Raw genomic sequence first — 25,020 nt, forward strand, 5'->3', positions numbered from 1 at the left:
ATATTTGCTGGCATTCATGGATCCACACAACAAATATTTTTTAATTTTTATTGATCAAAGTTGGCATAATAATCCGTCAACCGTTTTGCCAGCTCTTCACGGAAAACATCCAGCAGTCCGATCATTTTCGAATAAGGCATCTGTGTCGGGCCTAGCAAGGCGATCATCCCAGTGCCGTGGTCACCAACATCGTAGCTGGCGGTGATTAAACTGAGGTTGGCCAAATCAATTGGCTTAAGCTCTGGCCCCAAACGTACTTGAACCGGCGTTTGACGAATCGGTCCGCCAAGCAGTTCCGTCAGATCACCGTGATCAGCGTCAATCAATGACATAATCTTTTTCAGTTCATGGATATCGGAATCGCCTAGGTAATCCATCAGATTCAACCGCCCGCCAACGTAAAAGCGCTCGGACGCAGCTGATTTCAAAACGTTACCGAAGATATCCAAAAAGCCTTCAGGACTGGTTAGATACTGCATTAACATCGAAGGCACATCGGTTTTCAGCCGCTGTGCAACTTGAATTAATGGCAGTCCAACGAGTTGATCATTGACAATTCGAATCGCCTTTTCGAGCTCATCGGATGAGATGTTTTGCGATACGGTAAAGACCTGGTTTTCAATGTTACCGTTATTCGTGACCAAAATCGCCATGACTTGATGATTGCCTAATGGAACAAGGCGAAAACCTGTCAGCTTGATATTGGTTACTTCAGGTCCCAAGCTAATGGCCGTGTAACTCGTCAGATTGGACAAAATTTGCGCACTTTGCGCGACAATCTCATCCATCTTATTGTACCGCTGGCTAAATGCCTGCTTGATAGTCGCCAGTTCTTGATGCGAAACACGCACCGGTTCAACAAGGTGATCGAGATAATAACGATAGCCTTGCGTTGACGGTACGCGCCCGGAACTGCTGTGGGTCTTGGTGATCAAACCGGCATCTTCTAGCGACGCCATATCATTACGGATTGTGGCGGAACTGACATGAATGGGCAACTCGCGCATCAATCGCTTTGAACCAACCGGCTCTCCGCTTTCAGTAAACAGGCGGATGATTTCTTTTAAGACGAGCACTTGCCGTTTCGTCAACATTTTCTCACCTCACCTTTAGCACTCGTTTCGCACGAGTGCTAATACACTGAATAATATACCAAGCACCGTTAGCAAAGTCAAGGCGACATTGCTAAAATCTTCAGTGTTTTCGGTGTTTCTAGCCAGTGGCGGCCATTTTTTAAAGAAAAAAGAGCCGTTTAAATAAGCGGCTCGTCAAGCAAAAACTGTTGAAAGACTTCGTTGCCTAAAAACTTGCCCTTGTTAGTCAGCCGGATGAAGCCATTATCGCGCTGTAACAAGCCTTGGCTTTCCAACTCAGGTACGGTCTCGCCATAAACGGCATCAACGGTCAGATGATAGCGCTGATAGAAGCGTTTTTCACTTACGCCGCGCATGGTTCGCAAACCAAGAAACATTTCCTCTTCAATTTGTTCGGACACCGGAACCAAGTGATGGGCCAAAACCGGTAAACGATCGGTGTGAAGCGGCGTTAGGTACTGTTTGATCGGACCATAATTGTGATACCGATCGCGCCCAAGATAACCAAACGCACCAGCTCCAAAGCCAAAATATTTGTCATTTTGCCAGTAAAGCAGGTTGTGTTGGCATTGATAGCCATCCTTGGCAAAATTGCTGATTTCATATTGATGTCTGCCATGTGCTTCCATTAGATCAATGGCATCCTGATACATATCGGCTTCGACATCCTGCGTTGGCAAGCGCAATTTGCCTTGGCGCATCAAATTATAAAAGATGGTTTTCCGTTCAAGAATGAGTGAATACGTCGAATAATGAGGTAAATCCAAATCGAGTGCTTTTTGTAGACTATTTAAAAAGTCGTTCCGGCTTTGACCAGGTAATCGGAAAATCAAATCAATCGACAGATTATCAAAACCGACTTTTCTGGCATTGGCGATCGCAACATAAACGTCCTTAGCGCGATGAATCCGTCCGATCCGTTTGAGGACATCGTCGTTAAAAGACTGAACCCCGATTGAAAGTCGATTGACACCATAATCATGTAAAACCTGCAACTTATCGGTCGTCAGCAAATCATTGGGGTTCGCCTCAAACGTGAATTCACCAGAATCGAAGTGCAAGATGTCGCGAATGCCTTGGCAAAGTGTTGCTAACTGTTTGGACGTCAACGTTGTAGGCGTTCCACCACCGACATAGACCGTTTCGATTTTCTCATCAGGATGCTCAGCCATGACCATCCGCATTTCCTTAAGCAACATCGCAACATAGTCATCAACCGGCTGACCTTCAATGAAGACTTTATTGAAATCACAGTAGTAACAAATATGTTCGCAAAACGGAATATGAATATATGCGCCTGCCATTTTAACCCTTCCTCGCGAAATACTGACGGACCGCCGCTTCATCTTTCTTTAACTGGATAATCAAACCTTCTGCATTGGCAAATTTCACTTCACCGCGTAGATAGTGGTACCAACGAACCTGAACAGTTTTGCCATAAATCATACGGCTAAAATCCAGCAAATTAATCTCAAGCGTCACATCGCGATCACTGCCAAACGTAACATTACGGCCGATCGAAGCCATCCCCAGATACCAAGTACCATCCACGTTTACTGTCACGGCATAAATCCCGATACCAGGAAGCCGCTGCTGACCTAATGTTGCCAGATTAATGGTTGGAAAGCCAAGTTCTCGACCACGGGCTTCGCCATGCACCACTTTGCCAGTCGTTAAATAAGCGTACCCTAAAAGCTCGTTTGCCGTATCGATATCCCCTTGATCCAACGCATCACGAATCCGGGTCGAGCTGATTTTTGCACCATCTTCGGCCAACTTAGGTACGCTAACAACTTCAAACCTGCCATGCGCGTAGTCGGGCAGCAACGCCATATTGGCAATCGCGCGTTTACCGTAAGTATAGTCAAAACCGGCCACAACTGTATCGGCTTTCAGGCCCACCAAATATTGGTCAACAAACGCTTGCGGCGATAAGGCAGCAAATTCTGGTGTAAAGTGAACAAAATACAACAAATCCACGCCTAATTGCCGCATTAAATTAATCTTTTCGTCACGCGTTGACAGATACTGAATCGTTGTTTTACTAACGCCGCGATAGACAACAGCCGGATGAATATCAAATGTCATCACGGCTAACGGCAATTTTTTGGCTAAAGCAATTTGCTTTCCTGCTTTAATCACGGCTTGATGGCCGCGATGTACGCCATCAAAGAAACCCAGCGTTAAAACAATGGGCTGTGGCGGCGCCGCTGATGCTTGCAACGGTGGGTGAATATCAATGACTTCCATCAAAATTATCTCTCATTCTTCTCATTTGCTAAAAACATAATATCCGGGCGATACTGGTGTTTTTCGAACCGATAAATGGCTTTCAAAACGCCATCGTAATGCAGCCGAACCCGTGGTCCATCCAACTGAAGGGTCAAAAATCGGCCGTGTCGGACATCGTCATACTGGTCGGCTGTCAAATCAACTTTCGGCAACTCAGCAAACGCAATATCAATCGGTTGGATCACTGACGCTAAGGTGCCGTCAGCAATATGTTGCCCCAAGGCTTCAAGACTGACCGCTTGGGCTAATGTAAAGCCGCCGCTTTTAATCCGCGTCAATTGGCTCATTACCGCAGCGACGCCTAGCGATTGGCCAACATCAACTGCCAAGGTTCGGATATAGGTTCCCTTAGACACCGCAGCCTCAAAACGAAAACGTTGGATCCCTTGAGTTGCGTCGAAAATCGGTTCACTGGTTCGCTCAAAGCGTTTTACCGTTACCTGACGTTTTGGCCGTTCAACCGACTCACCTGCCCGGGCATATTCATACAACCGTCTGCCATTGACTTTGACTGCGGAAAACATCGGCGGTACTTGGGTAATTTCACCTGTCCATTGCGTGAGCACCTGATCCAGTTCATGTACCGGTACCGGCTTCACCAGCGGCGTTCGTTTCACCACCTCGCCATCAAGATCTTCAGTGGTCGTGGCAAAACCAAGGGTGATTTCGCCGGTATAAATTTTGCCACTGGCCATTAATTGGGGCACAGCTTTGGTTGCCGCGCCAATCGCGAGCGGCAAAACACCGTCAACGTTTGGGTCAAGCGTGCCGGAATGACCGATTTTTTTAATGTGAAGAAGCTTGCGTGCATGATAAACGGCATCGGCACTGGTCATGCCGGTCGGTTTATACAGCGGAAGAATGCCGTTCATGAATTCGGTCCCTTTCAGTTTTCAGAATTAAAAAACGTTAATTGTTGTATCTCATCAAGCTTTAGGCTTGGTATACATACTGCGATGATGCTTGGCATGGACCGCATGGCGCCATCCCGCCCAAATGAAAATCAACACCACCAAAATCGAAAAGAGCCAGTCCGGCGTTTTAACGTTGATCATAGGCAAACTCAATCCAAGCTTGATGGCAATGAGACCAACAAGGACATACGCCGCGGTTTCCAATTCAGGTACCCGGTCAATGAAGGTCGTGATCACTTGGGCAACGATCCGCATCGCCAAAATACCCAGGCAGCCACCGATTAAAACAATGACCGGATTATTGGAGACGGCCAAAGCTGCCAAGATCGAATCCACCGAGAAAACAATATCGAGGCTTTCAATTTGAAAAACCGTACCCCATAAACCATGGGCACGTTTAGCCTTTTTGTCTGTATTACTTTTAGGATGACGAATCGCATAAAAATAGCTGGCACTCATCCATACCAGATACAAAGCGCCAAGTGCCTTAATCGGCCAAAACTGTAATAAGTAAGTTCCCAGTCCGATGGCAATGAAGCGAAACAGATACGCCCCGCCCATGCCATACATCAAGGCCTTTTTGCGATCCGACTCGGCCTTAAGCTGTTCAGTCTGGGCAGCGAGAACAACCGCATTATCAACGGAGAGCATACATTCTAAAAGGATTAAGCTAAAAATCGTGACTAAGCCGCTGACCGAAAAAGCCAGCTGCCAGTTGTGGATAGAAAAGAATGGTCCGTATAAGGCCCCTAAAAACTTGATCGTGATCCTTCCCTTCTCAATGTTTATTATTATACCGTTCAAGCCAGGAAAGCTAAAGCGGCTATTGCGAGAAAAAGAAGACTGCTCGTTGGCATGATGATGTTATTGAAAATTGGTGCACCAAAAAAGGATCCAGTCTTTGCGACTGAACCCTTTCTGGTTGAACAACGCTATTCTAAATTCTTGCGCCGCACTTCGTTAATTAACTGATCAATACGGGCACCATACTGAACGGATTTGTCTTGAGCAAATTCGATTTCCGGCACCTTGAACAGCCGAATCCGCTGCCCGACTTCACGCCGAATCAGTCCACTGGCTTTATCCAAACCGGTTTGGGCTGCTTCGACTTTATCAGGTGCATCATCGAGAATACTGTAGAAAATGGTGGCATGTTGCAGATCACCGGTCAGTTTGACTCCGGTAATCGTCACGCCTTTGACCCGCGGATCGTTAACATCCTTTAACAAGATATCATCAACTTCACGTTGGATCTGAGTCTCAACTCGACCGATACGATGCTTCATCTGCGAATTACCTCCTGTTGAGCGTGAGCCGGCGCGCTTATAAGCCGAAGTGTAAGTGTGATGGCGCTCTTTGCCATTGCGACCAAGGTCCTTACACGCAGGCTTCTGCGCCGGCGAACGCGTTATGGTGGAGCGTTCGTCAACTTTTCACAGCCAGCAAACGCCTATCCCTTAAATGACTTCCGTACACTGTTTACTTAACCGGTACTTCTTCCATTGTAAAGGCTTCGATCTGATCACCGACTTTAATATCATTATAATTCTCAATGGTCAGCCCGAGTTCAAAGCCTTGGCGAACTTGCTTGACATCATCTTTAAACCGACGAAGTGAACCGAGTTTGCCTTCATATTTGACAATACCATCACGGATGAGGCGAACGCCGGCATCGCGGGTAATATACCCGGAGTCAACGTAACCACCGACAACCGTGCCGACTTTGGAAACCGGAATCGTTTCACGAACGGTGACCGTACCGATAACCTTCTCTTCATAAGTTGGCTCCAGCATACCCTTCATCGCAGACTCGACTTCTTCGATTGCCTTGTAGATGACACTGTGCAGGCGAATATCAACATCATCCTGTTCTGCCTGCGCCTTAGCCATTGCTGTCGGCCGAACGTTGAAGCCAATGATGATGGCATTACTTGCTGCGGCCAGTGTCACATCACTTTCATTAATCGCACCAACTGCTTGGTGGATAATGTTGACCCGAACGCCTTTGACTTCAATCTTCTCAAGACTACCTGCCAAAGCTTCAACAGATCCTTGGACATCCGCCTTAATGATAACGTCAACTTCTTTGAGTTGACCCTCTTTCATTGTTTCAAACAGATTATCCAAAGTGACATGCGTTGTGTTCTTACGTTCTTCTTCTTGAGCCCGTTTTGCCCGTTCTTCACCGGCCGCCCGCGCAGTCCGTTCGTCCGCAAATACAACGAATTTATCAGCGGATTGCGGCACGTCGTTAAGCCCGGTAATTTCGACTGGCATGGATGGCAACGCGTCCTTGACTCGACGGCCATGATCGTTAGTCATAGCACGGACACGACCAAAGGTATTTCCGACAACAATCGGATCACCGGTATGCAAAGTTCCTTGTTGAACCAAGACAGTCGCAACCGGTCCCTTACCTTTATCCAAACGTGCTTCGATAACCGTACCGACAGCTCGCTGATCCGGGTTAGCCTTCAATTCAAGCACATCCGCTTCCAGTAAGATCATTTCCAATAATTCGTCGATGTTCTTACCGAATTTAGCTGAGATTTTGACGAAAATCGTGTCGCCGCCCCAGTCTTCAGGAATCAGCCCATATTCGGTCAATTGTTCCATGACGTGTTCCGGATTGGCACCTGGTTTATCGATTTTGTTGACCGCCACAATGATCGGCGCCTTGGCAGCCTGGGCGTGATGAATCGCTTCAATCGTTTGCGGCATCACACCATCGTCAGCAGCAACCACGAGGACAACAATATCGGTAATATCGGCACCGCGCGCCCGCATGTTGGTGAAGGCCGCGTGCCCCGGAGTATCGAGGAACGTAATCAAGCGATCACGTAATTTAACTTGATACGCGCCAATATGCTGCGTAATGCCACCGGCTTCGCCTTCAGTCACGTGCGTATGCCGTAACTTGTCCAGCAAGGTTGTTTTACCATGGTCAACGTGCCCCATGATCGTCACAACTGGCGGCCGTGGCTGCAAGTTGTCTTGGTTCTTGTTTTCTTCTTCGAACACTTTGTCCAAATCGGAAATATCTTCGTGAACCTTTTCCTTCGCGTCAATACCATAATCGGTGGCCAGAAGTTCGATGGTGTCTTTGTCTAGGCTCTGGTTTTGGTTGACCATCACGCCCAGCATAAACAGTTTCTTGATTAATTCAGCTGGCTCACGATGAAGAATCTTGCCCAATTCCTGAGCATTCATCCCAACTTCATAATTCAAGACTTCTGGTAACGGTCGCTCTTTGCGCTGTGGCATTTCCTTCTTCGGCTGGCTCTGCTGACGGCGCTTGTTCTTCTTGTTGCGCCGGTTGCTGTTGCGGTTAAACCCGTTGCGATTCCCAAAGCTGTTGCCGCGACCAAAGTTGTTATTCCCACCACCGCGCCGACTATTGCGGTTGTCCTGACTGCCGACCGTTGCAGGTTTGGCAGCTGGCGTAACGGCAGCCGGTTTTGTAAAGCGTTGATTGGTTTTTGCAGCTGGTTGTTGTTCGGTGCGAGGACGCTGTTCTGTCCGTTGCGGCCGTTGTTCCGTTTGTGGCCGCTGTTTTGCACGAGTCGATTCAGAGCGTTCAGGACGTTTACTCGCTACAGCCGGTTTAGCCTCTTGTTGACGCTTTGGCTGTTGCCGTTCGGATTCCGGCTTGACGAATTTCCCGCCATTTCCGGCGACCGGACGCGGATTACCGTTAGCTGCGGTCGGGCGGCCGGCACGTGGCATTGGGCCGGTCACACGCTGGTTGTCAAACCGGCGATTACGATCGCGCCGATTGCGATCATTCGGGCGATTGTTATTCGCAGAACGGTTGTTATTGTTGCTGCGATTGGTGTTCCGGTTTCCTGTCTTAGCGGCCGCTGCCGGTTGCTCGCCACCGCGGTTGTGATTCCCGGACTTATGCGCTGTCTGGGTGCCCCGTGGCCGCAAAATCGTTGACTTACTTAAAATGATTTTACCGTCAGCGGTTTTGTTAGACCGTGCCGGCTTATGCTCATGCCGGGTCGGTTTTTCTGCAGCTGCATGCTGATTATCTTTAGCACTTGCAGGCGCTGCTGACTTGGTCGGTTTAGCAGCCGCTGATGTTGAAGGTGTTTTAGCTGCTGAAGACTTGCTCAACACCCCTTTGATTTTTGCTTCTTGATCTTGATCGATCGAGGACATGTGATTCTTTACTTCGATACCCAAGTTTTTGGCAATATCGATCACGTCTTTATTATCGACGTGCATTTCTTTGGCAAATTCATAAACGCGTTTTTTGCCCATTTCTTCACGCTCCCTGTAATTTAGGTGAGCAGCTCTTGCATCTTCTTGGCGAAGCCTGCATCTGCCACGGCAATGATTGAACGATCACTACCAATAGCCTGTGATAAGTCCATTTTGGAGAATACTGTCACCAAAGGAACTTTATAGTAGCTGCTTTTATCGGAAAACTTCTTGCGGGTATTGGCACTTGCGTCACTGGCGACGAACACCAACTTTGCATCGCCGGAACGAATCGCTCCTAACACCAGTTGGTCACCGGTGGTAAGGCGACTGGCGCGGCGGGCCAATCCCAATAAATTCAAAACGGCTTGTTTTTGCATGGTTACTTGCCGAATAGTTCCTGACGCGCCTTTTGGTGATCGACATAAGCAAAAAGATCATCATAAAAGGTCGGGTCAATGGTGATACCGAAGGCTGCGTCAATCAGTTTCTTTCCCTTAGCCTGTTTCACAGCATCAGGATTCAACGCTACATATGCGCCCCGTCCTGCTGCTTTGCCAGTCGGATCGATTGCGACAACATTCTCCTTGTTCTTAACAATCCGAACAAGTTCTTTCTTGGGCATCATCGTGTTGCTTAGCAAGTCCTTGCGCATTGGAATCTTACGCTTTTTCATGGCTCGCCTCCTTATGCCTGTGACTGGTCATCAGCGTTTGGGGTGACCGGTGTTGCCTCGGATGTGTCATCCGATTGTTCGGCTTCGGTTGGTTCATCGCTAGCTGCCTCGGTGTTGTCGACCTGATCATCTGACGCCTCTGCTGCTTCAGCTTCCGCCTCTGACAACTCATCGTCATCCACGAATTCAACTTCGGATTCTGGTTTAATATCGATCTTATAGCCAGTCAACTTTGCGGCAAGCCGCGCATTTTGACCTTTTTTACCGATGGCCAGTGACAGCTGATAATCAGGAACGATCACGGTTGCCGAACGGTCATTATCTTCATCGTTGAACTGAACCGCGATGACCTGGGCCGGATTCAAGGCATTGGCGATGTAATCGGCAGGATCTTCTTCCCACTGAACAACATCCATGTTTTCGCCTGACAACTCATTGACCACCGCCTGCACTCGAGCACCGCGCGGGCCAACCGTCGTACCGACAGCATCGACAGCATCATTAGTCGCCCGAACCGCAATCTTCGTCCGATCGCCAGGTTCACGGGCAATGTTGACAATTTCAACCGTACCATCGAAAATCTCCGGAACTTCTTGCTCAAACAAGCGTTTAACCAAGCCCGGATGCGTCCGACTAACGAAGACTTGGGGGCCTTTGCTGGTATTTTCGACCTTGGTCACATAAACCTTGATGCGATCGTGCGCCTCATATTTCTCGTTCGGCATCTGATCTTGACGGCCTAAAACGGCTTCGATCTTGCCTAAGTTAACGTAGATGAAGCGATTATCGCGCCGCTCGACGACCCCTTGTAAAATTTCATCTTCATACTGGGAATACTCATCATAGACAATACTGCGTTCGGCTTCCCGCACACGCTGCATAATCACCTGCTTGGCGGTTTGGGCAGCGATTCGTCCGAAGTCCTTCGGGGTGACTTCGAATTTGATTTTGTCGCCGATTTCGTAAGCCTTATTGATCGCCAAGGCATCCTTGAGGCTTACTTCCAGTCGCGAATCAAAAACTTCATCAGTTACCTCTTTGACAGCATAGACATGGATGTCCCCTTGCTTGGGATCAAATTCCACATCGACATTTTGCGCCTGATTGTAATTACGCTTATACGCGGAAACCAATGCGGCTTCCAAAGCTTCGATCACAACCTCTTTCTTAACGCCTTTTTCTTGCTCTAAGGCGTCAAGTGCTTGGATCATTTCCTTTGACATGCTTTTCTTACCTCCACTAGAATTCGATCGCCAACCGTGCAGAAGCGATCAATTTTCGGTCGATGACCTGATCGAATTTGCGGCTTTTATCTTTGACCGTTAATGTCAACTGGTCAGGTTTCAGATCTTTCAAAGTGCCTTCGAAGATTTTCTTACCGTCCAGCTTCTTGAATAGCAAGACATGAATATAGTCGCCGACTGCCTGCTCATAATCCATCTCACGTTTCAACGGTCGCTCGGCACCGGGACTGGAAACTTCAAGGAAGTATTGTTGCGGAATCGGATCCGGGTCCATACTGTCCAGTTTCTCGGACAAAGCTTCACTGACCAACACACATTCATCCAGTGTGATGCCACCTGGCTTGTCGATATACACCCGCAAGTACCAGCCGCCGCCTTCCTTCACAAATTCGACATCCGTGAGGTAAAAATGATGGTCGTCCAAAATCGGTTTGACCAAAGCGGTCACGGTTTCAACAACCGATTGCGTACTCAAGCCACCGCCTCCTTTATTGTTCACTCAAGACTTTTGATTCTAACGGTTGCCAGACAAACATCATGACGTTCGCCAATAAAAAGAGTGAGCATCGCTGCTCACTCACCGCCAGAACCTTACTTTACTATTGCTACAATACCATAGATAGCCGTCACTTGCAAACAGGCAGTCCGTTGTGGTAGTAAGCGTCACTACCAACTTCACATGATTTTGCTACTTTGAGGTTATGCCACCATCATATTGCCTGACAATTTAAAATAATCCATCAAAAAGCGAGAGTTGGTTCTCGTCTGGTAAATCGTCTAGCACATGGTTGGTTGTCATGTAATCAATCAGTGTCTTAGAGACTTTACCACGATTGGCAAGATCTTCTTTGGACAGGAACGGTTTCTCTTCGCGGGCAGCAACAATCTGTTTCGCAACGTTATCGCCCAACCCCGGGACCGCACGGAACGGCGCCAGAATCGTGTGGTCATCTTGAATCAGAAAATCATGCGAATCAGACTTAGTGACATCAATCATTTTAATCTTGAAGCCGCGTTCCAGACATTCGTTGGCAATCTCAAGCACGGTCAGGAGTTGCTTCTCTTTCGTCGAAGCATCCATCCCTTTGTCAGTGATTTCTTTCATCGCGGCCTTAACCGCTTCTTTGCCGTGGCTCATCGCGGCCAGATCAAAGTCTTCCGCACGGACCGAGAAGTAAGCCGTGTAGTACACCAGCGGATAATGAACTTTGAACCAGGCAATTCGTAACGCCATCAAAATATACGCTGTAGCGTGGGCTTTCGGGAACATATATTTGATCTTCAGGCAGGAATCGATGTACCAATCCGGCACATTTTCATTTTCCCGCATGGCTTTTTGCCAATCATCCGGAATTCCGCGCCCTTTACGCACGTGTTCCATAATGTTAAAGGCCATCGAGTCATCCATGCCCCAATGAATCAAGTCCATCATGATGTTGTCACGACAACCGATGACTTCTTTTAGCGTAACGATGCCTTGCTTGATCAATTCCTCGGCATTGCCTAACCACACGTCGGTCCCATGTGAAAGACCGGAGATTTGAAGTAATTCGCTGAAGGTTGTCGGTTTGGTTTCTTCGAGCATGCCGCGGACAAACCGAGTACCGAATTCAGGAATGCCCAGTGTGCCCATTTTCGAGTTGATCTGTTCAGGGGTAACCCCGAGACTTTCAGTGCCAGAGAAAAGCGCCATCACACCAGGGTCATCAGTCGGAATTGACTTCGGCTCAACTCCGGATAAATCTTGCAGCATGCGGATCATGGTCGGATCATCATGGCCCAGCACATCCATTTTCAAAATGTTGTCATGAATCGAATGGAAATCAAAGTGGGTCGTCATCCAGGCGGCGTTTTGATCGTCAGCAGGATACTGGATCGGGGTAAAGTCGTAAATATCCATATCAGCCGGGACGATTAGAATGCCGGCAGGATGTTGCCCGGTTGTCCGTTTAACCCCGGTATCGCCTTGTGCCAGCCGATCGATTTCGGCCCCGCGCAGTTGCTGGCCAGTGTCACGTTCGTAAGCTTTGACATAACCATAAGCCGTTTTGTCAGCAACCGTACCGATTGTTCCGGCCCGGAAACTGTGATCCTCGCCAAACATGACCTTGATATAGTTATGGGCGATCGGTTGATAATCACCGGAAAAGTTCAAATCAATATCCGGGACCTTATCGCCGTGGAACCCGAGGAAGGTTTCGAAGGGAATGTCGTGACCGTCTTTGTGCAACTCGGCGCCACACTTCGGGCAGACCTTATCAGGTAAGTCAAAACCGGAACCGACTTCGCCATGCGTAAAGAATTCACTGTATTGACACTTAGGGCAGCGATAATGCGGCGGCAGCGGATTGACCTCGGTGATGCCCGCCATCGTCGCCGCCAAACTAGAACCAACCGATCCTCGCGAACCAACCAAGTATCCGTCCTTGTTCGACTTTAAAACCAGTCGTTGGGCAATGTTGTAGATGACCGAGAATCCGTTACCAATGATACTTTTTAACTCTTTGTCCAGCCGTTGTTCGACGATTTCCGGCAAAGGATCACCATATAATTTATGGGCAGTGGTCATGACATCATGCTTGAGTTTATCTTCCACACCAGGCACATCAGGCGTATAGAGTTTGGTTTTGACTGGCGAAATGTCATCGTCAATCCAGTCCGCAATCAGATTGGAGTTGGTCACAACCAACTTTTTGGCCTTTTCAGCACCTAGCCAGTCAAAATCATCCAGCATTTCCCGAGTTGAGCGAAAATGCACATCAGGCAGACTGTGACGATTCAGCGGGTTGGCACCGCCTTGGCTATGAATCAAAATTTTGCGATAAATGGCATCGTGTTCATCAAGGTAATGAGCATCCCCGGTGACCACCACCGGCTTCTCCATGTCTTCGCCGATTTTGATGATTTTTTGCAAAATATCCTTTAGATGCGATTCGCCTTTGATCAAATCTGCTTCCAACAAGGGCTGATAAACCGGTAAAGGCTGGATTTCAAGATAATCATAGAAAGCAGCCTTTTCCCGGGCCTCGGCTTCCCCTTTTTGCATCATTGCCGTGAAAACTTCACCATTGGAGCAGGCCGATCCGACAAGCAAACCTTCACGCAATTTTTGCAACTGACTGCGTGGCACCCGCGGTACGCGGTAGAAATATTTAACATTGGAAAGTGAAACCAGCTTGAACAGATTCTTCAATCCCGCCTGCGTCTTAGCCAAAACCACGGCATGACTTGGCCGGGCAGCCTTGTAAGCATCGCCCGCTCCAACCCGATCATTGAGTTGATTAAGCTTGGTCATGCCATAAAGTTTGGCCGCTTCCTTTTCCAAAGCGTAAAGCAAATAACCGGTTGCCTCGGCGTCGGCGTTGGCGCGATGGTGGTGTTCCAGACTGACCTTATATAGCTTAGCCAACGTATCGAGCTTATGATTCTTGCGTTCCGGATGCAGCATGCGCGACAATTCCAGCGTATCAATAACAGGATTCTCGATGTCCGGAAGTCCGTGGCGCTCATACCCGTTATCCAGGAAGCCCACATCAAACGTCACATTGTGGCCAACCATAATGGCACCGTCACAAAATTGCTGGAAAAGTTTGAAGACTTCTTCTTCCGATTTCGAACCGTGAACCATGTCATCAGTGATATGCGTCAGATTAATCGTCAATTCTGACAAGGGAAAACCAGGATCGATCATTTCTTCAAATTGATCGATCACTTGACCATCTTTCATCTTAACCGCGGCCAATTCAATGACCTTGTCATAGACTGCTGACAATCCGGTTGTTTCAACGTCAAAGACGACATATTCGGAATCGGCAAGGTCGCGAGGTTCGTTAGCACGATAAGCGACAGGTGTGCCATCGTCAACCAGGTTAATTTCAACGCCGTATAGCATTTTTAATCCGGCCTTATCTGCCGCTGTGTGTGCTTCTGGGTAAGCCTGTAAGCCGGCATGATCCGTCACGGCGATGGCTTTATGACCCCATTCTTTTGCGCGGTTAACAAAATCAGTGATCGAATTCGTTGCATCCATCTGACTCATGTTGGTATGCAAATGGAGTTCAACCCGTTTTTCACCTTCCACGTCATCAGTCGGATCAGGGTGTGAAACGGTTTGAATGTCCTGAGCATTAATCGTCAATTCACGGGAATAATTATCTTCCTGAACGCTGCCCCGTACGCGTAACCATTGGCCTTTTTGAATTCGGGCAAACATCGCCTCATCATCAGCGCCGTTACTAAACTTCTTGGCAATGAAGCTGGAACTGTAATCCGTGATTTTAAAGATTAATAATTGGCGTTTGGAGCGTAACTCACGCACTTCCACATCAAAAACGTAGCCTTCAACGGTAACCGACCGCTCTTCTTGTGTGATGGTCACCATCTGCTGTGGCGGGTCACTCATTTTCAACTGACGACCCATTTGAACTGGGCCATCAGTGGTTTCTTGTTTCTGCTTGGCGGCTTGGCGTTTAACCACTTCGGCCGCGGCCTGCGCCATTTTGGCCGTTTGGGCGGCTTTTTGGGCTTCGAAGGCGGCCACTGACTGAGCAGCCTGCTCTTCATCAACATCTGCCTGCATCCGCAACCCGGTGAATCCGACTTGCTGATAGGTTTCCTCAAGCTTGCCTAAGCCTTGATGAATCAAGTATTGGCGAACCTGTTCGTTTTCCGCGGTGATCACCGCACGACCATTGACCAAGGTCGGAACCTGCTTTTCACACAACTCCCGCACGATCCCGGTACCGATTTCCGCATTTTGCACGACAAATCGCCAATATTGAGCCAGCAATTCATCGGTTAAAACCGGATGAGCCACCGAAATGGTTAAACTGGTCTTAGCAATTTGCTTAAATGCAAGCGGCAGTTGCGTTGCCAGTGGATTAAAAATCTGAAACGGCAGAATCGCAGGGAATCCCAGCGTAAAGTCATACCGCTGTGATTGCTCGTGGATGGTCACGCCTTGGACCACACCTTCTGCCAGCGCCGGATCATTTTTGACATCCGCTGGCAAATCAAGTTGATCCAGTAATTTTTCAAACATCTCATGTTGGGATAAAGCCAAATTGTGCACCCCTCTTAGATGGCAGAAACTGGGACAACCCGCCGCGTGGTGATCAATGCCATGCCGAAATTGCTTTCGACATGGCGATCATCGGATTGGCGATTTTGCCCCAGCATCATCGTAATCAATTATGCTTTTGCTTGTTCTTGTTTATGCAGCTGGGCCATGAGGATTTTGATCGAACTGATCAGCTCTTCCTTCTTGACTTCAATGGTCTCGCCGGTTTTACGCAACTTTAGTTCAACAATCTCGTCGACCGCTTTTTTACCGACTGTCACTCGTAATGGCACCCCGATCAAGTCGGAATCGGCGAATTTAACCCCCGGCCGCTCATTACGGTCATCAACCAAAACGCTGTAACCAGCCTCTTCAAGCATACTTTCGATTGAGGCAGTTAACGTCTTTTGTTCCTCGCGCTTTAGATTAACCGGAATTAAGTGAATGTCAAATGGTGCGATCGTCGTTGGCCAAATCAAGCCATGATCGTCAGCTTGCTGTTCGGCAATCGCTGAAAGCAGGCGCGAAACACCGATCCCATATGAACCCATGATGATGGGTTGGCTGCGACCATTTTCATCGAGAAAATTGGCGCCCATGGTTTCTGAGTAACGTGTGCCCAACTTAAAGATATGGCCGATTTCGATCCCCCGGGTAAACTTAAGCACGCCCTGGCCATCCGGCGAGACTTCGCCTTCCTTGACAAAGCGGATATCAGCAAAGCTTTCCGGCGTGACATCGCGATCAAAGTTAACATTTAAAAAATGGGTGTGCGCCTTATTGGCACCTGCCACCAAGTTCGTCAAGCCGCTTAAACTGTTATCGGCAATAATCCGCACGTCTTTGTCGACGTTAACCGGACCAATATTGCCAACTTCGGCATGCATGACCGTCTCAACCTGTTCAGGGGTTGCCATTTCAAGAAAGTCCGCACCTAAAATGTTCTTCAGCTTAGTGTCGTTCACTTCATAATCACCACGCACCAAAGCCAAGACTGGCGCGCCATCAGCCATAAACAAAACGGCCTTAATCAGCTTTTGTTCTGGTACCTTCAATAATGCGGCAACTTCCGCAATGGTTTTGGCATCTTTGGTATCAACCGGTTTTAATTCCGCCTGAGCTTCTACGCCTTGCTTAGGTAGCGCCATGCTGGTGGCCATTTCCAAATTGGCAGCATAGTCGGAACTATCCGAATAGACGATAGTATCTTCACCGATGGGCGCAATCGCGGAGAACTCCTTGGAATCCTTACCGCCCATGGCCCCACCATCACCGATAATGGTGCGGTAGCGCAGCCCTAAGCGATCAAAGATATTGGTGTAAGCATGCTCCATCTGGCGATAAATCGTATCCAGATCCTGATCATTGCTGGTAAACGAATAGGCATCTTTCATAATAAATTCACGACCGCGTAAGACGCCGTAGCGTGGACGATCTTCATCACGAAACTTATCCTGAATTTGATAAAGAACCAGCGGCATGCGCTTGTACGATTTTAGTTCATTGCGAACCAAGTCCGTGAAGGTTTCTTCATGGGTCGGCCCCAGAATCATTTTACGATCCTGGCGATTTTTCAACTTAAACAGGTTCGGTCCATAAGTTTCATAACGTCCGGATTCTTCCCAGAGTTCGGCAGGCAACAAGACCGGCATCTTCATCTTAACCGCATCAATCTTCGTCATTTCATCGTCAATGATAGCTTCAATGCGAGTTAGGACGCGTTCAGCGAGCGGCAAATAAGCGTAAACACCAGCTTGAACTTGGCGAACAAAGCCAGAACGCAACATCATTTTATGTGATTTTGCTTCCGCCGAACTCGGTACTTCTTTTTCTGTGGGAATAAACATCCGTGATTGTTTCATGTCAGCCTCCAAAGCTAGTTTATTTAAAAGTAACGCATAATGTCATTAATCGTGACGGCGAGCATCAGCAAGACCATCAAACCCAGACCGATCATCGTGACCACACCTTCAGTTTCCGGTTTGAGTGGTTTGCGCCGAATGATTTCGATCAGGTTTAATAGAATTTTCCCGCCGTCCAAGACCGGAATCGGCAGTAGGTTGGAAATGCCCAAACCAAGGCTTAGGTAACCCATGAAGAACAACAAGCCAGCCAGTCCACCTTTAGCACTTTGGCTGGTCATGGTATAAATACCAACCGGCCCGGCCAATTTATTAAGTGAAAAACCGCCAGTGACCATTGACTTCAAGACATCCCATGTACGAACAGCTAGATCCCATGTCTGGGTAAACCCATAAGTAAAGGCGCGCGCCGGTGACTTCTCAACGGGCACCATCACGCCAATCTTGCCTTTCTTATCCGGTTTAATCGCAATATTTTGCGTTTTGCCATCCTGTTTGACGGTAAACATGACTGATTTGCCGGCATGTTTGCTGACCTGTGTTGAAAGATCCGTAAATGAATGAATCTTCTTACCATCGATGGATTCAACCCTAGCATTCGATTTAAGTCCTGCTTGGGCAGCCGGATAGTCGGGAAGAACGGTTCCAACCTGATTAGTATTCAAAATCTGCACACCAAAAATCAGGCCATAAATGACGAACGTCAAAATAGCGAGAATAAAGTTATTCATCGGTCCGGCAAAATTGACCAAGAGCCGCCGCCAAACCGGTGCATTTTGAAATTGCACGTCTTCCGGCGCAATCTGGACTTCTGTGCCATCTTCTTCGATGATAGTGGCGTCATGATCAACCTGCCAACTTTGCAAGGCATCTTCATCACCATTCGGATAGCCTTCGATGATAAGGTCCTTGACCAAATCGACGCGACTGACCTGAACCGGCATGCCGCCTTCTAATGTTGTTTTGTCACTGGCATTAATGCGGACAACTTTACCGGCATCGTTCAAAATCAAGCTCAGCATCGTGCCCGGTTTGATATCATCTTCATCGTCCTGCCAGCCTGCCATACGCACATAACCGCCCAGTGGCAACAGGCGCAATGTGTAGGTCGTATTATTCTTATGTGACGCCCAAAGCTTTGGACCCATGCCAATCGAAAATTCACGCACCAGAATACCGCTGCGTTTTGCAAAGTAGAAATGGCCAAACTCGTGAACCACCACAAGAATGCAGAAGATAACAATAAAAGCAATGATTGTGGTCATATGTGCTCCTTAAAGGTTAGACAATGCCAAAGAGATGCAACATTGGCAATACCAGCAGTAGACTGTCGAATCGATCCAAGATGCCGCCGTGTCCCGGTAAAATTTTCCCGGAATCCTTAACGCCATAAAAACGTTTCAACGCGGATTCAATCAAATCCCCGATTTGCCCGATAACGGATAAACACAGCGCAATGCCCATCATCGGCCAGAATGTATAGTATTGCGGTAAGAACATTAAGTAAATAGCAGCAGTAATCAACGCCAGAACAATGCCACCGATGCTGCCTTCAATCGTTTTGTTGGGGCTAATCGCCGGCCATAACTTGTGGCGGCCCAACTTGCGGCCGATCATATACGCACCGGTATCAGTGAGCCAGACAATCAGCAGCGCAAACATCAACGTATCCAGCCCCGCATCATTCCGCACGCTGATCAGATAATGAAAACCGGTGCCAATGTAAAAGAACGAGAGCACCGAGACGCCGATATCGTCGAAGGTTGTCCGATTCTTGGTCGTGACCGTTAAGAATAGCAACAAGGCAACCGCAACATAAATCAAATCGATACGGCCCAAAAAGGCAGGCAGCCAGCGGAAAAAGCTATTTGGCAAAACCACGACCAAGACACCAAGCGCCGCAATCAGGAAATCCGGCGAAAGAATAATCCGCTTCCGCATAATATAGACTTCTGACAAAGCGATCAATGCCAAAACCGCCCCGGCTGTATCGATCCAACCGCCGCCCAGGATTAAAATCGGAATAAAAATCGCTAAGGCAACGACCGCCGTTATGACCCGTTGTTTCATGATAATAAATCCTCCATCACCATTTCATTAATTGATTATTTTTTCAAACCGCCAAAGCGGCGATCCCGCGCTTGATAAGCTGCGATCGCCGACTCAAGGGCAGCCGGTGAGAAGTCCGGCCAATAATCATCCACAAAAACCAGTTCACTGTAAGCAATCTGCCACAGTAAAAAGTTAGAAATCCGCAACTCGCCACTGGTCCGAATCAGCAGGTCCGGATCAGCCAACTGGCCCAGAAATCCTGTCATCAAAGCAGACGAAAAATGGGAATCATCAATTTCCTCTGGCTTGAGTGCACCTTCCTGAACCTGTTTAGCCAACTTTTGAGCGGCGTGAACCAATTCATCACGACCGCCATAGTTTAAAGCAAAGTTGAGGATCATCCCGGTATTATTAGCCGTATCAGCCATTGCCTTTTCACTCGCTTGACGTGTCGGCTCAGGCAAGTCGGTCAACTCACCCATAACTTCAACTTTAACATTTTCCTTAATTAAATCAGGCATGAAGTCATTAAAAAAATCGACTGGCAAGCGCATTAAGTAATTGACCTCAGAACCTGGCCGCTTCCAATTTTCGGTTGAAAAAGCATACAAAGTCAAAACCTTAACGCCAAGGCGACTCGCCGCCTTGGTAATGGTTTTAACATTTTGCATGCCCTGCTTATGCCCGGCAACCCGCGGCAAAAACCGCCGCTTCGCCCAGCGGCCATTACCATCCATGATAATCGCAATATGCGCAGGAATACGTGAAAGATCAAGCTTTACTTTAGAACCTTTGGCTGTGGCCAAACTGGCGCCTCCTCACAACGTCCATGGTACCCTCAAGCACCAAATGTCTTAAACGATTGTAGCAGAAAAAAGACAAGAGCGCGAGCCAGCGCGGGTAGAAGCTGGAGTGTAAGTGGGCTTGACCGCGATGGCCGGGCTTTGGCCATTGCGGTCAAGGTCCTTACACGCAAGCTTCTGCGCTGGGGAGCGCGTTTCCATGCAGCATCGGCTAACAGTACTTCACTCAACACCGGCAGTTGAAAGTGAAAAGCTTTGTGCCATCCCGCCCAAAGCCCTTACACACAGACGCCCACACTCCCATGCACCACCAAAAAAAACAAAAACCCCAGATTTCCTCTGAGGTTTGCCCACAACCATTAAGCTTCAGTGATCTCAAACTTCGGTAATTTCTTTTTCCTTCGCTGCAGCAATATCATCAATGCGCTTAGTTGCTTCATCCGTGACTTTTTGCATGTCTTTTTCAAGCCGATGCAATTCATCTTCGGTGATATCACCGTCTTTTTCCTGGCGCTTCAGCTTGTCAAGTCCTTCACGCCGGATATTGCGCACCGCAATTTTGGCATTTTCGGAAAATTTGCCGACTTCTTTAGCAATTTCCTTCCGGCGCTCGCCTGTGAGTTGCGGAATTACCAGACGAATCACGTCGCCATCGTTAGCCGGATTAATGCCCAAATCACTGGCATTAATAGCCGTTTCAATGTTTTTCAGCGCAGATTTGTCATAAGGGCTGATTTGTAAGACCCGCGCTTCAGGAACAGTGATAGCTGCCATCTGGTTCAGCGGGGTCGGCGCACCATAATATTCCACCGTAATCTGATTAAGTAAACTGGCGTTGGCGCGACCTGCGCGAATATTGCCTAGTTCGCGCTGCAATGATTCTTCGGTTTTGCCCATATTGGTTTTTGCCTGTTCGATAATTTGATTTGCCATTAGCTTCTCCCTTCGATTGTGGTGCCGATCTTTTGGCCTTCCACAACCCGTTTGATATTACCGGGCTCATTCAAGTTAAAGACAACTAAGTCGATGTCATTGTCCATTGACAACGTGCTGGCGGTTGAGTCCATGACTTTCAGATCCTTATTGATAATGTCCATGTGCGTGAGACTTTCGTACTTCACGGCGTGGGTATCTTTATTAGGATCAGCGGAGTAGACGCCATCGACGTTGTTCTTCGCCATCAAAATGACATCAGCACCGATTTCTGCAGCACGTAACGCTGCCGTTGTGTCTGTGCTGAAGTACGGGTTGCCGGTACCGCCAGCGAAGATCACCACCCGGCCCTTTTCTAAATGACGAATGGCCTTGCGTCGAATATAAGGTTCTGCGATCTGCCGCATCTCGATCGACGTTTGTACCCGAGTCGGGACACCTTGGCTTTCCAGATTATCCTGCAAAGCCAGTGCATTCATGACGGTGGCTAACATGCCCATGTAATCGGCTTGCGCGCGTTCCATGCCCATCTCGGCACCGGTTTCGCCGCGCCAGATATTGCCCCCGCCGCAAACAATGGCGATTTGCACACCCAGTTCATGCACCTGCTTGATTTGTTCAGCGATCGTCGCGATGACGGGCGGCTTAATCCCAAAACCAGCCTCTCCTGCCAGCGCTTCTCCGCTGATTTTTAAAACGATCCGATTATATTTGACCATGTATCTTATCCCTCCGTTGGTTGCTGGCACTATTTTACCATAGTCGCAGCATTTCTGCGGCAAGAAGCTGCAGACAACTGCCCTGTTTTACCAGCTCTTCAACTGGATAGCTAAAAATTCATGACGCCCGCTGACAGTCAATTTTTCCTTGCCCAAAACGTGACGCCTTCATTTTGCCATAGAAAAGGGGCCCTGCCTCGTCGACAGTCCCCCTTTTGTTGGGCCATTAACCCTTGATTTGGTCCATGACCTCATCAGCAAAGTTTTCTTGTTTCTTTTCAATACCTTCGCCGACTTCATAACGAACGTAACCCTTGACGGTGCCGCCCTTAGCAGCAACGTACTTGGCAACGGTTTGGTCCGGATCCTTAACAAATTCCTGGTCAACCAGTGAAATCTCGCTCAACCACTTGTTAACTCGGCCTTCAACGATACGAGGGACAATCTTTTCTGGCTTGCCTTCGTTCTTGGTCTCTTCAGTGAAAATATCTGTCTGATGCTTCAATTCATCAGTTGGCACCTTGCTGCGATCTAGATATTCAGGATTGATCGCAGCAACATGCATTGCGACATCTTTGGCAGTGTCGTCATCGGCACCATCCAGAACCGTCAAAGCGGCAATTTGGCCACCGTTATGCAAGTAGGCACCAAAATGTTCATTATCTGTCTTGGTAACGACCTGGAAACGCCGCAAACTGATCTTTTCGCCAATAACCGCGGTCAAGGCAATAGCACCTTCATCGATTGTCTGACCATCACTCATCTTGGTCGCCTTGGCAGCGTCAAGATCAGCTGGCTTGTTAGCAGCAATCGCCGCTGCTACTTTGTTGACATAGTCTTTAAACTGGTCATTTGAAGCCACAAAATCGGTTTCCGAGTTCACTTCGACAATTGCAGCAGTGTTGCCATCAATGGCGATTTCTGCCAAACCTTCAGCCGCAATGTTGCCGCTCTTCTTAGCCGCTTTTGCCAAACCTTTTTCGCGCAAGACATCAATCGCCTTGTCCATATCGCCGTCGGCTGCGACCAACGCCTTCTTGGCATCCATCATCCCAACCTGGGTGCGGTCACGTAATTCTTTAACTTGTGCAGCAGTAATTTGAGCCATGGATCTGATCCTCCTTGATTGTAAAAAAGCTGCCTGCAGATCTTGCAGTATGCGAAACCCTCAGACAGCTTAATGTTTAATTAATTAGTTAGCGCTCTTGTTGTCGCCTTCAACGGCTTCCACGATATCTTCCATGGAGTCAGCCTTCTTATCGGCAGCTGGCTGCTGGTCCTGGTCGTCGCCTTGGTCTTCACCCTGGTTGCCTTCAATGATTGCATCAGCCATCTTGGAAGTAATCAGACGAACGGCACGAATCGCGTCATCGTTAGAAGGAATGATGACATCAATATCATCAGGATCGGTGTTTGTATCAACCATCGCAACGATCGGAATGTTCAGCTTTTGTGCTTCCTGAACCGCAATCTTTTCCTTGCGTGGGTCAACAATGAACAGCACATCCGGAATCCGTGGCATGTCTTCGATGCCGCCAAGGAATTTTTCAAGCTTTTCTTGTTGCTTCTTCAGAAGTGAAACTTCTTTCTTAGGAAGGACATCAAAAGTGCCATCTGTAGCCATCTTCTTGATGTCTTTAAGCCGCTTGATCCGGGTTTGAATCGTGTTCCAGTTGGTCAGCGTACCACCGAGCCAACGGTGATTAACGTAGTATTGACCAGCGCGGGTTGCTTCTTCAGCAATGGCATCTTGTGCCTGCTTCTTTGTTCCAACGAACAAGAAGACGCCGCCGTTTTGGGCTTCTTCCTTCACGAAATTATAAGCATCGTCAATCATCTTAACGGTCTTTTGCAGATCGATGATGTAGATACCGTTTCTTTCCGTAAAGATATACGGCTTCATCTTAGGATTCCAACGACGGGTTTGATGCCCGAAATGTACACCAGCTTCAAGAAGCTGTTTCATGCTTAATACTGCCATGTGTTTGTTCCTCCATTATGGTTTTATTCCTCTTGACAACGTCAGCTCGCAGGTGGACTTCAAAGGAAGCACCCCACTCACGATCAGTCAGTCAATGTGGTTTGTGCATACCGCACTCGATAAAGTATACAGACTTTCCACGACTTTGACAATCCCTACCACTTGACATGATGTGCGGTTAAAAATTGCTCTTTTTTGTGACGACTTTGATGTTTAAAATGCCATTCCGCCGACAGTGCCTCGTGCTTTTCAGGAAACGCTTCCTGGTACAACAACCGAACCGGCCGCCGCGATGCCGTATACTTCGCACCCTTACCGGCGTTGTGCGTGGCTAATCGTGCGTCAACGTCATCAGTAAAGCCGCCATAGAAGGTTCCATCGGCGCATAAGAGTACGTAAAAGTAATAATACTTACTCACCATGCAACAACCTCCTGACGACTGGCGTATAGCTGCCATCTGCCTCATGCACAATCAGTGGCGGCATGATTCGCAAGCCATCCGGTCGTCCGGCTTTGATGGCTGCAATCAAAACCATGTTTGCCTCTCGATCCTCGCGCGGATGAATGAATTGCAACTGCTTAGGCGCCAAACCGGCCGCGGTCAAAGTTGCCAGCAATTCCGCCAAGCGTTCAGGGCGATGAACAAAAAAGGCTTTGCCTTGATACTTCAACAAATCAGCGCTGACTTTTGCCACGGTAGCAAAGTCAGTGGTTAATTCATGTCGCGCCAAAGCAAGATGATCATTCGGGTTGGTGATACTTTGGTCACTCACCTTGAAATAGGGTGGATTACACGTCACAACATCAACTGAATCCTTTGCGACCACCTGAGTTGTCTGTGCTAAATCACCCGCATGCACATCGACGTTTGTCAGATGATTCAATTCGACACTACGACGCGCCATATCTGCCAGCCGTGGTTGTAATTCCACCATGGTCACCTGGCCATCTGTTTCGCGTGCCAAAAAAAGCCCGACCGCACCATTGCCAGCTGCTAAGTCCACTATTCGGCTGTGACGCTTGACTTGGGCGAAATTGGCCAGTAAAACTGCGTCTAATGAAAACGAGAATACAGCGGCACTTTGTATGATTTTAATGTTGCGACTGGCCAGCACGTCGACCCGTTCACCTGGCAATAATGACATCTCCAACACCTTTTTCCTCCGAAAGCTGGTTTACAATGG

At 48.2% G+C, this 25,020-nt stretch carries 22 protein-coding genes; all 22 read right to left on the reverse strand.

What is annotated here, in order from left to right; translation table 11 throughout:
• Positions 1–47: 47 nt before the first annotated feature.
• Positions 48–1,094: a heat-inducible transcriptional repressor HrcA gene (gene hrcA / locus LACPH_RS07230; RefSeq protein ID WP_049169452.1), complete on the reverse strand. Its 1,047-nt coding sequence runs from the start codon at positions 1,092–1,094 to the stop codon at positions 48–50.
• 158 nt (positions 1,095–1,252) lie between these two features.
• Positions 1,253–2,398, reverse strand: a complete 1,146-nt coding sequence (gene hemW / locus LACPH_RS07235; protein ID WP_306386505.1) for a radical SAM family heme chaperone HemW — start codon at positions 2,396–2,398, stop codon at positions 1,253–1,255.
• 1 nt (position 2,399) lies between these two features.
• Positions 2,400–3,344, reverse strand: coding sequence for a riboflavin biosynthesis protein RibF (ribF, locus tag LACPH_RS07240; RefSeq protein WP_306386506.1), 945 nt, complete (start codon positions 3,342–3,344; stop codon positions 2,400–2,402).
• Positions 3,345–3,349: 5 nt separating this feature from the next.
• The gene (gene truB, locus LACPH_RS07245; RefSeq protein ID WP_306386507.1) at positions 3,350–4,258 is read right to left on the reverse strand and encodes a tRNA pseudouridine(55) synthase TruB; all 909 of its coding nucleotides are present in this window, start codon (positions 4,256–4,258) and stop codon (positions 3,350–3,352) included.
• Between the two features lie 54 nt (positions 4,259–4,312).
• Entirely contained in the window at positions 4,313–5,104 is a 792-nt protein-coding gene (locus LACPH_RS07250) for a DUF475 domain-containing protein (protein WP_306386508.1), read from the reverse strand.
• Positions 5,105–5,232: 128 nt separating this feature from the next.
• Positions 5,233–5,586 carry a 30S ribosome-binding factor RbfA gene (gene rbfA / locus LACPH_RS07255; RefSeq protein WP_003565780.1) on the reverse strand — a complete coding sequence of 118 codons (354 nt, stop codon included), beginning with the start codon at positions 5,584–5,586 and terminating at the stop codon, positions 5,233–5,235.
• A 193-nt stretch (positions 5,587–5,779) separates the two neighbouring features.
• Positions 5,780–8,566, reverse strand: a complete 2,787-nt coding sequence (gene infB / locus LACPH_RS07260; RefSeq protein ID WP_306386510.1) for a translation initiation factor IF-2 — start codon at positions 8,564–8,566, stop codon at positions 5,780–5,782.
• A 20-nt stretch (positions 8,567–8,586) separates the two neighbouring features.
• The gene (locus LACPH_RS07265; protein ID WP_049169456.1) at positions 8,587–8,886 is read right to left on the reverse strand and encodes a YlxQ-related RNA-binding protein; all 300 of its coding nucleotides are present in this window, start codon (positions 8,884–8,886) and stop codon (positions 8,587–8,589) included.
• 2 nt (positions 8,887–8,888) lie between these two features.
• A complete protein-coding gene (gene rnpM, locus LACPH_RS07270; RefSeq protein WP_010488102.1) occupies positions 8,889–9,182 on the reverse strand; it encodes an RNase P modulator RnpM in 294 nt (97 codons plus the stop codon).
• Between the two features lie 11 nt (positions 9,183–9,193).
• Positions 9,194–10,405, reverse strand: a complete 1,212-nt coding sequence (gene nusA / locus LACPH_RS07275) for a transcription termination factor NusA (RefSeq protein WP_049169458.1) — start codon at positions 10,403–10,405, stop codon at positions 9,194–9,196.
• A gap of 16 nt (positions 10,406–10,421) precedes the next feature.
• Positions 10,422–10,901, reverse strand: coding sequence for a ribosome maturation factor RimP (rimP, locus tag LACPH_RS07280; protein WP_306386511.1), 480 nt, complete (start codon positions 10,899–10,901; stop codon positions 10,422–10,424).
• 252 nt (positions 10,902–11,153) lie between these two features.
• The gene (locus LACPH_RS07285; RefSeq protein ID WP_306386512.1) at positions 11,154–15,488 is read right to left on the reverse strand and encodes a PolC-type DNA polymerase III; all 4,335 of its coding nucleotides are present in this window, start codon (positions 15,486–15,488) and stop codon (positions 11,154–11,156) included.
• A gap of 128 nt (positions 15,489–15,616) precedes the next feature.
• Positions 15,617–17,347 (reverse strand): proline--tRNA ligase, encoded by a 1,731-nt coding sequence (locus LACPH_RS07290; RefSeq protein ID WP_087912226.1) that lies wholly within the window; start codon positions 17,345–17,347, stop codon positions 15,617–15,619.
• Positions 17,348–17,370: 23 nt separating this feature from the next.
• Complete coding sequence (gene rseP, locus LACPH_RS07295) at positions 17,371–18,612, reverse strand: RIP metalloprotease RseP (RefSeq protein WP_306386513.1); 1,242 nt, start codon at positions 18,610–18,612, stop codon at positions 17,371–17,373.
• Between the two features lie 16 nt (positions 18,613–18,628).
• Entirely contained in the window at positions 18,629–19,417 is a 789-nt protein-coding gene (locus LACPH_RS07300) for a phosphatidate cytidylyltransferase (protein WP_010488089.1), read from the reverse strand.
• Between the two features lie 35 nt (positions 19,418–19,452).
• Complete coding sequence (uppS, locus tag LACPH_RS07305; protein WP_306386514.1) at positions 19,453–20,205, reverse strand: undecaprenyl pyrophosphate synthase; 753 nt, start codon at positions 20,203–20,205, stop codon at positions 19,453–19,455.
• 372 nt (positions 20,206–20,577) lie between these two features.
• Positions 20,578–21,135 (reverse strand): ribosome recycling factor, encoded by a 558-nt coding sequence (gene frr / locus LACPH_RS07310; protein ID WP_010488081.1) that lies wholly within the window; start codon positions 21,133–21,135, stop codon positions 20,578–20,580.
• A complete protein-coding gene (gene pyrH / locus LACPH_RS07315; protein WP_010488080.1) occupies positions 21,135–21,854 on the reverse strand; it encodes a UMP kinase in 720 nt (239 codons plus the stop codon). The genes frr and pyrH overlap by 1 nt, the downstream gene beginning before the upstream one ends.
• Positions 21,855–22,080: 226 nt before the next feature.
• Positions 22,081–22,962, reverse strand: a complete 882-nt coding sequence (tsf, locus tag LACPH_RS07320) for a translation elongation factor Ts (protein ID WP_306386515.1) — start codon at positions 22,960–22,962, stop codon at positions 22,081–22,083.
• A gap of 84 nt (positions 22,963–23,046) precedes the next feature.
• Positions 23,047–23,835 (reverse strand): 30S ribosomal protein S2, encoded by a 789-nt coding sequence (rpsB, locus tag LACPH_RS07325; protein ID WP_010488078.1) that lies wholly within the window; start codon positions 23,833–23,835, stop codon positions 23,047–23,049.
• 155 nt (positions 23,836–23,990) lie between these two features.
• Positions 23,991–24,257 carry a GIY-YIG nuclease family protein gene (locus tag LACPH_RS07330; RefSeq protein ID WP_306386516.1) on the reverse strand — a complete coding sequence of 89 codons (267 nt, stop codon included), beginning with the start codon at positions 24,255–24,257 and terminating at the stop codon, positions 23,991–23,993.
• A complete protein-coding gene (locus LACPH_RS07335) occupies positions 24,247–24,981 on the reverse strand; it encodes a tRNA1(Val) (adenine(37)-N6)-methyltransferase (protein WP_306387687.1) in 735 nt (244 codons plus the stop codon). Before LACPH_RS07335 ends, LACPH_RS07330 begins: the two co-directional genes overlap by 11 nt.
• Positions 24,982–25,020: the final 39 nt, after the last annotated feature.

It is taken from the genome of Lacticaseibacillus parahuelsenbergensis, assembly GCF_030770265.1.
GTDB classification, from domain to species: Bacteria; Bacillota; Bacilli; order Lactobacillales; family Lactobacillaceae; genus Lacticaseibacillus; species Lacticaseibacillus casei.

Bases quoted from the DNA above. Each gene is read 5' to 3' on its own strand.
- hrcA (WP_049169452.1), bottom strand. From the start codon at position 1,094: ATGTTGACGAAACGGCAAGTGCTCGTCTTAAAAGAAATCATCCGCCTG.
- hemW (WP_306386505.1), bottom strand. From the start codon at position 2,398: ATGGCAGGCGCATATATTCATATTCCGTTTTGCGAACATATTTGTTAC.
- ribF (WP_306386506.1), bottom strand. From the start codon at position 3,344: ATGGAAGTCATTGATATTCACCCACCGTTGCAAGCATCAGCGGCGCCG.
- truB (WP_306386507.1), bottom strand. From the start codon at position 4,258: ATGAACGGCATTCTTCCGCTGTATAAACCGACCGGCATGACCAGTGCC.
- rbfA (WP_003565780.1), bottom strand. From the start codon at position 5,586: ATGAAGCATCGTATCGGTCGAGTTGAGACTCAGATCCAACGTGAAGTT.
- infB (WP_306386510.1), bottom strand. From the start codon at position 8,566: ATGGGCAAAAAACGCGTTTATGAATTTGCCAAAGAAATGCACGTCGAT.
- LACPH_RS07265 (WP_049169456.1), bottom strand. From the start codon at position 8,886: ATGCAAAAACAAGCCGTTTTGAATTTATTGGGATTGGCCCGCCGCGCC.
- rnpM (WP_010488102.1), bottom strand. From the start codon at position 9,182: ATGAAAAAGCGTAAGATTCCAATGCGCAAGGACTTGCTAAGCAACACG.
- nusA (WP_049169458.1), bottom strand. From the start codon at position 10,405: ATGTCAAAGGAAATGATCCAAGCACTTGACGCCTTAGAGCAAGAAAAA.
- LACPH_RS07290 (WP_087912226.1), bottom strand. From the start codon at position 17,347: ATGAAACAATCACGGATGTTTATTCCCACAGAAAAAGAAGTACCGAGT.
- rseP (WP_306386513.1), bottom strand. From the start codon at position 18,612: ATGACCACAATCATTGCTTTTATTGTTATCTTCTGCATTCTTGTGGTG.
- LACPH_RS07300 (WP_010488089.1), bottom strand. From the start codon at position 19,417: ATGAAACAACGGGTCATAACGGCGGTCGTTGCCTTAGCGATTTTTATT.
- frr (WP_010488081.1), bottom strand. From the start codon at position 21,135: ATGGCAAATCAAATTATCGAACAGGCAAAAACCAATATGGGCAAAACC.
- pyrH (WP_010488080.1), bottom strand. From the start codon at position 21,854: ATGGTCAAATATAATCGGATCGTTTTAAAAATCAGCGGAGAAGCGCTG.
- tsf (WP_306386515.1), bottom strand. From the start codon at position 22,962: ATGGCTCAAATTACTGCTGCACAAGTTAAAGAATTACGTGACCGCACC.
- rpsB (WP_010488078.1), bottom strand. From the start codon at position 23,835: ATGGCAGTATTAAGCATGAAACAGCTTCTTGAAGCTGGTGTACATTTC.
- LACPH_RS07330 (WP_306386516.1), bottom strand. From the start codon at position 24,257: ATGGTGAGTAAGTATTATTACTTTTACGTACTCTTATGCGCCGATGGA.
- LACPH_RS07335 (WP_306387687.1), bottom strand. From the start codon at position 24,981: ATGTCATTATTGCCAGGTGAACGGGTCGACGTGCTGGCCAGTCGCAAC.